We start from the raw sequence: 9,804 nt of genomic DNA, 5'->3' as shown, positions 1-9,804 counted from the left end.
CAACGGCGTGTTTGCTCAAGAGCTTGACCGTTGGAGTATCGATTTTGAGAAAGCGTCGCGGCCTGAATCAGCCCAAGGTTTTGTACCGGTGGCCAAACGATGGGTAGTGGAACGAAGCATTGCCTGGACGAACTATTTTCGGAGAATCGTCAAAGACTATGAGCATACAGCATCTTCTTCGGTCAGTTGGCTGTATCTGGCCAATAGCCAGATCATGTTACAACGAATCGAGACTTATTGCCAAAGATGATTTCCCAACATACTCTTAGAGACGCTATTTTTATTAGTGAGACTAATAACGCTAACTACATAGCTAGTAATGGAATTATGGCCCCTAGTTCTACTTCGATAACCGAAGTAGAACTGATAAGGGTATGTGAAACGATTAAAGATTTTCTAAAAAATCGTAACTAAAGATGAATAGAATTCAGCATAAATGCTCATTGCCAGTCAACGTGATAATAATGGCTGGAGGAAAAGGAACTCGTTTACAGTCGCTAACGGCACATACCCATAAGTCATTATTAGAGGTGGCTGGAAAGCCTGTTATACTCCATTTGGTTGAACATTTAGTATCATTTGAATTTTATACTATTTATATATCAGTAGGGCATTTTTCAGAACAGATTATTGATTTTTTAGGTGATGGTAGTAAATGGGGAGCATCTATAAAATACATTCAGGAAACGAAACCCATGGGAAGTATTGGGGCATTGTCATTAAAAAATGATTGGGAGTATGAAAATTTTCTAGTTATCAATGGTGATATTTTTACGAATTTTAACCTATATGAATTTGTATCAGATTTCTTTTCAAAAGAAGCGGACATGACTGTGTTAACGTATGAAAGCCAAATAGAAATTCCATGGGGAGTTCTTATGATTAATCATGACGGAGAAATAACAGATTTAGTTGAAAAACCTAGATATTTAATACAAACAAACGCTGGTATTTATCTCTTCAATCAATCTGTAATAAAGCTACTTCCATCGAAAGTGCCAACAGAAGGGTGGGAGTTAATTCAATTGGCTTTAAAAATGAAATACAAGATAATAAGTGGCCCTCTCAATGAAGGATATTGGGTAGATATTGGAACGAAAGAAACGCTTCTGAAGGCCCAGAAATTATCCACTCACACTTTGCAAGCAAAGACTTATTCTGATAAGTATACATTATCTGATAGTCCTTTGAGCAAATAGCATATCACATTTCCCCAAACTAATTTGATTTAGTCTACAAAAGTTCGATAAGACATTTTGCCAAAATACTATTTATCCTGACGGCTGAGACTGCTCGCAGAAGCGTGACACGACTAATACAAGTAACTAAAAATCAGCTTTAATTCTTAGCTGTGCCACGCTTCTGCGAGCAGTCTCAGCCGGCTTCACTCTTACCATTATTCGATACATTAAGTCTTGCACTTTAGCCCTCTATGATAAAGGTCTCGGTTGAGATCACTTATCTGGTTCCGAGTAATACGTTTTTCAGATTGCCCTTTTCTGTAACAATGAGGTATAAGAGATAAGGGGCAAAAAGCATGATACCGATAATGGCCGCTACCAGAGCCAGCACAAGGGAAGGGGTTGCAAATTTGTTTCGCCACATAATCCACAACCCTGACAATAATAGATAGCAACTGAAATCGAGGTTAAATTGTCCGTTCCAGTTGACAGCCTGAATGTCGGACAGAAACAAGCCCAATATATCGGAACCGTGGTCTTTCAAGGTTAAAACTGTGTAAATCAGCAACAGTACGGTTTGGGCTATAAGTAAGCCTTTCAGGAAATTCGTATTCTGCATAGTCAGTTTTAAATTAAGAATTTGCCGGTTTCCAGAGAGGCCCTACGGCAATCAGCAGTACAAGGATGTTGATAAATACATTGGATGGATTGGCCGTTATTTTTTAAGTAGGTCTTATGAGCTTTTTGCGTCATTATCAAAACTTTTCGCAAACGTAAGCACACAATTGGTTGTATTTTAGACGCTACCGTACAATGCTTAGTCGAAGCGTTGGGCTATTTTCTTCAAATTGTCGAAATACTGCGCCAGCCATTCAGCGTTCAAATTGTCGTAATTAATTTGAAGAAAGAAGTTCTCCAGGGCCAACACAAATAGGCCTTCCAGTTGTTTCTGCGTGAGGGTTACGTTTAGGTCTTTCGCCCAAAGTTCTACAAACCCCTGGCCAATAACTTCGTTCGATTTTGTCAGCGTTTTTTTATAGGAATCACGATCCTGTTTAATGCGAAGCTGCCTGTTAAAGAGTAAGTCGATTTTATGTTCCACCAAGATCGCAATCAAATCGGGGTTTATTTTTTCAGCTTTCCCCTCTTTTTCTGCAACGATTACGGATTGCGTTAAGTGATAAGCCAGCAAATGGTCAATGAAGATTTCCATCTCTGCAAAATGGTGGTAAAAAGACGATTTGCTTATTGTCAGCTTCCTGGCCAATGTCTCGACTTTAAGCCCTTTGTCGCCCGAAATGGCAAAAACTTCATAGCCTGCCTTTATCCAGATTTCTTTTGCTTCGGTCATTTTACTTTGCATTTTCAAAATTACGGCAAACGGCCCTTTATAGGGACTGCTTCAAATGTATAGCGCCTTTGTCAGAAGTCACACCCCAAACAATTTGCTAGCTAACCTACCTATACGGTAAAACTTTCAAGGGCCACCAGAGGGAGAGCGTGTCAAAGTCACGATATTTCGTGATTGTTCGGATATTTCGTGACTTTGTTGGGCTGTAAATCGCCTACTTTTTTACATTTTTCATAAAAAAACGCTCGTCCTACCACCTGAAGCCTCTGATCGGCCCCATGTCCATAAACGGAACGGAAATTGAGAGACTTTGCTGAGGGCTGTTACCCGAATTTTTGTAGTAAATTTCTAAAACCCCAATCCAATTCGGTCATGGCAGACCGTGTGAGCACAGACGAAAAAACCTTACACCTCTCACACTTTACGGTTGAGGAGGCCCTGGAAGCCATTATGCTCATCGACCAGCGGGGGCAGGTACATAGGGCCAATAAAGCGGCTGGGTTATTGCTTAACTATTCGATCGACGAACTCAGCAAGCTCACATTTCCCGATTTTGGCATCGACTATAGTGCCGACCAATTTGCCAGCCTATGGCAATCGCTGGAAAGCGTACAGACCCAGACGTTCGAGACCCGGATGCGTCGGCAAGACGGGAGTATCCTGCACGCAGAAGTGGGCATCAATTTTATTTATTTCGAAAACGAGCAGTACTTATGCTGTTTTCTGCGCGATGTGACCGAGCGCAGCCAACTCGACGAAACCCTGCGGCTCATTTCAGAGGGCACAGCAGGCGTAACGGGTATGGATTTTTTCCACAGCCTGGTACAGCACATCACAACAACGCTTAAGGTTCGGTTTGCGCTCGTCACCGAATGTGCGAACGTCGAAAAAACGCGCCTACGCACGCTGGCTTTTGGAGAGTTTGAGCAACTCCACGAAAACATCGAGTACGACCTGGCCGGTACACCCTGCAGCATTGTGATGCAGGGCCGCGATTTTTATTATCCCTACGATGTTGAGCTGAATTTTGCTCAGGGTGTGGGCATCCAGTCCTACGTGGGCGTGCCCATTTATGACCGGGACCGGCAGGTTATTGGGCACATTGCCATTTCAGACCATCGGCCTCTCCTGAGTCAGCAGAAGTACCTGAGCATACTGCGCATTTTTGCCTCGCGGTCGGGTGCCGAAATTGAGCGAAAAGTGGCCGAAGAAAAGCTTCGCCAGACGCAGGAGCAACTCGAAGCAACCGTTATTGAACGAACCCGGGAATACCTGAAGGCCCGCGATGCCGCCGAGATGGCTAACCGGGCCAAAAGTGAGTTTCTGGCCAATATGAGCCATGAACTCCGAACACCGCTAAACGGAATTCTGGGATATACACAGCTCTTTCAGCGCGACCGGACGTTAACTACCCAACAGCAGCACGGCATCAGCATTATTCATAACTGTGCCGAAAACCTGCTGCTACTGATCAATGATGTGCTGGACCTGTCGAAAATAGAGGCCCAGAAACTAGAGGTCGACCACAAACCGTTCAGTCTGAACGAACTCGTAACCAACATTACCAGCCTGATTCGGGTGAAGGCCGAACAGAAGAATCTGTCGTTTTATTTCCAGGCGCCGGCCAGCCTTCCCGAAATGGTGGTTGGTGATGAGCGAAAACTGCGGCAGGTGCTCATCAATCTGCTGGGCAATGCGGTCAAATTTACCGACCGGGGGGGGGTATCGCTGAAAGTGATTCCACAGCCCAATGATCAGTTAACGTTTCAGGTCGATGATACCGGCATTGGCATCCCGCCCGATAAACTGGACCTGATTTTTCTGCCTTTTCAGCAGGTTCGGGCAGAAAGTCGGTTTGTGGAAGGAACAGGCTTAGGCCTCACCATAACCGAGAAACTCATTTCGCTCTTGCAGGGCACGCTCCGGGTCATTAGCACACCGGGCGAAGGCAGCTCCTTTCGGGTAACGGTTCCGCTACCGGCCGTTGTTGTATCGCGTCGGTTGAATCTGGAGCGCCGGGCACCGCAGCAGATTAACGGCTACGAGGGTCATCGGCGAACCATTCTGATTGTGGACGATCATTGGGAAAACCGATCGTTGCTGTCAAACCTGCTGGAACCACTGGGTTTTCGAACGATTGAAGCCGAAAATGGCGCCGTTGCGCTGAAGCGAGCCCACGAAACCTTACCCAATCTGGTACTGATGGATCTGGTGATGCCTCACATGGATGGCTTTGAGGCCGTTCGGCAATTTCGGCGGGATGCCGTTTTTTCGGACGTAAAAATTGTTGTTCTGTCGGCCAGTGTCCTCAATAGCCAGCAGGTCAGCCTGGATGCGGGGGGCGACGATTTTCTGCCCAAACCCGTCAACGTAGATGAACTACTGAGTGTGATTCAGTTCCAGCTCAAACTAACCTGGACCTATTTTCCGGCCATAGATACCGAAGCTCCTTCGGCAAAACATCCAGGTAGCCATGGCAACCCAACCAGTTTAGTCCAACGGCCTCCCATCCATTTGCTCGAGGATCTGTATGCCACCGCCTTAACGGGCGACATTCAGGGAGTATTGAGTCGACTGGATACCATAGCTACCACCACGCCTGCATGGGACGACTTTATTCAGATTATTCGGGACATGGCCCGTCAGTTCGATATGAAACGCATGCGCGACTATTTGAAAGACAGTTTATCCGCTTGACTACCTTCCTCTTCTTCCTGACATCACCTACTCAATCGTTAAGCCATGAACTGTAAATTGCTGCCTTATGTCGTCGGCTTGCTAATGAGTCTGCCTGCCATCGGACAGGAAATGGGTAGCCCATTGATGGCGCATTTTAGTCCTAAAGACTATCAGACACACCCCGAAAACCGAGCCATCGTTCAGGATAAGCGGGGTATTCTTTACGTTAGCAATTACAATGGGCTGCTCGAATACGATGGAGCATCCTGGCAACTTATTGAGGTGCCGGGACTGACGGTCAGGTCGTTGGATGTCGACCAGAAGGGTACAGTTTACGTAGGGACTCAATCGGATTTCGGCTATCTGAAAGCTACTCCAACCGGTCGAATGCAGTATGTATCGTTAGCGAGTCTTCTCCCCACTTTGGATCGACACGTAGCCCCTGTATGGCGATTGTATTGCACACCCGACGGGGTCTATTTCTGCACGTTCGAGAAAATTATCCGGTATCGACCGCACCAACCGATGCGGGTATGGTATCCCAAACGGCAGTTCAGGCTGGCGCATTATGCCCAACGAACGCTGCTGGTTCAGGATGAGGGTATTGGCCTGGTGCAACTGGACGCCACTGGACTATGTACGCTCGTACCTGGTGGAGCATCGCTGGCGACCAGGCCGATTCAAGCTATTCTGCCCTACCAACACCAGAAATTACTTCTGGTAACCCAGCAACACGGACTTTGGATTTACGACGCTTCGTTTTTGCATAAATACCCCGTTCCTACATCAATTACGCAATTGAGTACGGCAGAGGCTAACTGGCTTCGGCAAAGTGATATTTCTCAGGCTATTGCGGTGACCGATTCGGTCACCGGAACCTTCCACTACGCCATTGCCAGCCTGCGGGGAGGTATCCGAATTCTGGACGCCAGCGGGCGACTCGTCCAGCGTATCGATGAGCAAATGGGGCTGACAAAAAATCGGGTTCATAGCCTGTTTATTGACCATCAGCAAACGCTTTGGGCCGGGCTGGCCAATGGAATCGACAAACTGGAAATCAATAATCCCATCTCCCGCTTTGGCGAGAATCAGAACATCCGGGCTACAGTCTGGGATATCTATCGACACCAGCAGCAACTCTATGTGGGCACCAATTCGGGGCTGGCGTATCTGGATAAACAAACCGGCTTGTTTCGGAACATACGTGGCTCAGAATCGCCCTGCTGGGATATGCTCTCGTTTCGGCAGGATTTGCTGGTCGGATCAATGGATGCGGTATTGCTGGTTCGGGATGGAATTTTGCAGCAAACGGTGGCTATTCCGGGGGGGATGGCCTATGCTCTGACGCGGTCAAAGGTCGATACAACGGTTGTGTTTGCGGCCATGTTCGATGGGGTCAATGTCTTACGCTATCAACGCGGCATCTGGAAATGGGTAGGCAAGCTGCAAGGCATTTCGGGCGAATGCTGGTCTATTGTTCCCGATGAGAAAGGCAATCTCTGGATTGGTACGCACCTTCAGGGCTTTTTTTACGTCGATCTGTCGGACGGTATTCGGTTAAATGCACCTATTCGGCATTATGGACGAGCGAAAGGATTAGATCTGCTCGTCTGGAATTACGTCATCTCAACGCCGGATGGGCTTTTTTTTACGACCAAAAACCGGATCTATCGCTATTCGGCCCGTGCCGACCGGTTCGACGAAGATGCCCGGTTTGCTCCGCTCTTTCGCAGTCCCAAAGCCGGATCACCCATTTTGGCGCAGGACCGGCAGCGTACCTTCTGGTTTGCCAATCCACTGGGCGTTTTGCGGCATCGGGGCAATGGAGCGTTTGCCTACGACAGTTTGAGTCTGTTGCCGATTCAGCGAAGTGGATTTGCCATTTTACCCGAAGCGAATGGTACGGTCTGGATCGGCAACGACGAGGCTTTATACCGTTACAAGGGCGACCACAAACAACCCTCAACAACGTTTGGAACCATTTTACGAAGTATCCGCCTTACGCAGTCCGACTCCCTTTTGCCCTTAGTAACTCCAAAATCCGGCATTCAACTCATCTATACCGACCGGGCTATCGCCTTTCAGTTTGCTGCCGGTAGTTACGTAGGGGAAGGGGGTAATGACTATCAGTATCGGTTGATGGGGCATGGCCTGATGATGGACGATACAAACTGGTCGAAATGGACAAAAGAAACAAAAAAAGAATACACCAACTTACCAGCTGGCATGTACACGTTTTTCGTACGGGCACGGAATCCCTATGGGCAATTCAGTCGGGAAAGCGCCTATGTGTTTGTGGTGTTGCCTCCCTGGTATCAGACGAAACTGGCTTATCTGATCTATATCTTTACTGCTGCCCTGAGTATTATCGGGATTATTCGGTTCTACACGCGCCACCTGGCCAACGAAAAAACAAAACTCGAACTATTGGTACAGGCCCGAACGGTTCAGGTGGTCCAGCAAAACGAAGCCCTTGAACGTCAGGCCGTTGATTTGAGGGCTGCCAAAGAAACCGCCGAAACGGCCAGTCGGGCCAAAAGCGAATTTCTGGCCAATATGAGCCACGAACTTCGCACACCGCTCAACGGAATTCTGGGTTTTGCGCAACTGCTGCAACAGGACACATCTCTGAATGAAAGCCAGCAAAAAGGCGTTCGGGTGATTCAGGAAAGTGGCGCAAATCTGCTGACCCTGATCAATAAACTCTTGACGATTACCCACGTCGAAGGGCTGGAGAATGCAACATGGAACAATAGTACTGAGCCATCTTCGCTTGATCTAGTAGGTAAGAGTAAGCTCGATGAACCCTGCCTGTTACCGCCCGGTGCTTATTTACAAACACTGCACAGTCTGGCCATGACGGGCGATATTCAGGGAATTATGACCCAACTCCGGCTGATCGAAGACCTTGATCCGGCGTATGCCCCGTTTGCCCGAAAAGTTCGAGCCATGGCTAATGTATTTGACACAAAGCAAATCCGACTGTACCTTAAAACTTGCCTGGAAACCGATGATAAATGAGTCTGACCGTATACCTGCCAATATTCTGATTGTTGACGATACACCCAACAACATTAGTATCCTTTTCGAAACCCTGAGCAGCCATGGGTATAAAGTACTGGTAGAACGGGATGGTAAAAGTGCTATCGAACAGATACGCTATGCCCAGCCTGATCTTGTCCTGCTGGATGTGATGATGCCCGGTATGGATGGGTTTGAAACCTGCCGACGGTTAAAGTTTGACCCCCAAACCCGCGATGTACCTGTCATATTCATGACGGCCCTGTCCGAAACTATCGACAAGGTCAATGGCTTCAATATGGGCGCTGTCGACTACATTACCAAGCCTTTCCAGCTTCAGGAGGTTCTTTCGCGCATTCATACGCACCTGAGTATTCGCCGGTTGCGCCTGGAGTTGCTGGAAGCGAACCAACGCCTTGAGCAACGTGTGGCCGAACGAACCGAAGCCCTGTCCAAAGCTCTGGCCGAAGTAGAACAGCTTACGAATCAACTTCAGGCTGAGAATACCTACCTGCGGGAAGAGATTAAATCGAGCAGTAATTTTGAGGAAATTGTTACCCAGTGCAAACCATTTCGGAAAGTGCTGCGACAGGTGGAGCAGGTAGCCCCGACCAACACATCTGTGCTGATTCTGGGCGAGTCGGGAACGGGCAAGGAGTTACTGGCCCGTGCCGTACACAACCTGAGCGGTAGGCGGAATCGGTCGCTGGTCAAGATCAATTGCGCTGTGCTGCCCGCTACCCTGATCGAAAGTGAGTTGTTTGGGCACGAGAAAGGGGCATTTACGGGCGCAACGGGTCAGAAGATTGGTCGGTTCGAGCTGGCCGATGGCGGTACTATTTTTCTGGACGAGATTGGCGAAATGCCCATCGAACTTCAGGCAAAGCTGCTCCGGGTATTGCAGGAAGGTGAGTTTGAACGGGTGGGGGGCAGCAAAACGCTGAAAGTAAATGTTCGGGTTATTGCCGCTACCAACCGGGACCTGGAAAAAGAAATCCTGGAAGGGCGCTTTCGGGAGGACTTGTTTTACCGACTGAACGTATTTCCGATCCAGAGCTTGCCTCTACGCGACCGAAAAGAAGATATTCCCCTGCTGGTGCAGCATTTCTGCGCCAAACACGGCCCTGGTATTGGTCGCCGAATTGACATCATCAGTCAGGATGTGATCGATGCCCTGATGTCGTATAACTGGCCGGGCAACATTCGCGAGCTGGAAAACATCGTTGAGCGGTCGCTCATTATTTCGTCGGGCCGCAAACTCGAACTAGGTGACTGGCTCACGCGCCGGACCACGCTCGACAAGAAAATAGGTCCTGTGACCCTGGAAGAATGCGAACGGATGCATATCCTGTCGATTCTGGAAATGACCCGTTGGAAAGTAAGTGGCAAAAATGGAGCAGCGGCCATTCTGGATGTGATTCCTACAACGCTCGAATCGAAAATGAAGAAATTAGGTATCAGTCGGACTCCATGAACTAGCTTTTTCCGTTGCGGTTAAAATTACCAGTTGTATTTAGTGCCTACGTAAAGCGCCTACTACGTTTGGATGCGGGTCAAAATCATTTGGTTAAG

At 48.1% G+C, this 9,804-nt stretch carries 6 protein-coding genes and 1 pseudogene; 5 read left to right on the top strand and 2 right to left on the bottom strand.

What is annotated here, in order from left to right; translation table 11 throughout:
• Both B153_RS0123725 and B153_RS0123715 read left to right on the top strand, forming a co-directional pair.
• A pseudogene (locus B153_RS0123725) lies at positions 1-250 on the top strand (IS5 family transposase); the annotation flags it as partial.
• 166 nt (positions 251-416) lie between these two features.
• Entirely contained in the window at positions 417-1,199 is a 783-nt protein-coding gene (locus tag B153_RS0123715) for a sugar phosphate nucleotidyltransferase (RefSeq protein ID WP_020599243.1), read from the top strand.
• Between the two features lie 259 nt (positions 1,200-1,458).
• On the opposite strand, the gene B153_RS0123710 is transcribed toward B153_RS0123715, so the two are convergent.
• Together B153_RS0123710 and B153_RS0123705 are read right to left on the bottom strand one after the other, a co-directional pair.
• Entirely contained in the window at positions 1,459-1,800 is a 342-nt protein-coding gene (locus B153_RS0123710; RefSeq protein WP_020599242.1) for a hypothetical protein, read from the bottom strand.
• Between the two features lie 198 nt (positions 1,801-1,998).
• Entirely contained in the window at positions 1,999-2,532 is a 534-nt protein-coding gene (locus B153_RS0123705; protein WP_026262396.1) for a TetR/AcrR family transcriptional regulator, read from the bottom strand.
• Positions 2,533-2,904: 372 nt separating this feature from the next.
• On the opposite strand from B153_RS0123705, the gene B153_RS0123700 reads away from it, so the two are divergent.
• Genes B153_RS0123700 through B153_RS0123690 form a run of 3 tightly spaced genes read left to right on the top strand, consistent with a single transcriptional unit; the run spans position 2,905 to position 9,706 of the window.
• Complete coding sequence (locus tag B153_RS0123700; protein WP_020599240.1) at positions 2,905-5,229, top strand: ATP-binding protein; 2,325 nt, start codon at positions 2,905-2,907, stop codon at positions 5,227-5,229.
• 45 nt (positions 5,230-5,274) lie between these two features.
• Entirely contained in the window at positions 5,275-8,232 is a 2,958-nt protein-coding gene (locus B153_RS38595) for a ligand-binding sensor domain-containing protein (protein ID WP_020599239.1), read from the top strand.
• Complete coding sequence (locus B153_RS0123690; RefSeq protein WP_020599238.1) at positions 8,222-9,706, top strand: sigma-54-dependent transcriptional regulator; 1,485 nt, start codon at positions 8,222-8,224, stop codon at positions 9,704-9,706. Before B153_RS38595 ends, B153_RS0123690 begins: the two co-directional genes overlap by 11 nt.
• Positions 9,707-9,804: the final 98 nt, after the last annotated feature.

The sequence above is a fragment of the Spirosoma panaciterrae DSM 21099 genome (assembly GCF_000374025.1).
GTDB classification, from domain to species: domain Bacteria; phylum Bacteroidota; class Bacteroidia; order Cytophagales; family Spirosomataceae; genus Spirosoma; species Spirosoma panaciterrae.
This window is presented reverse-complemented; position numbering and strand designations above follow the sequence as displayed.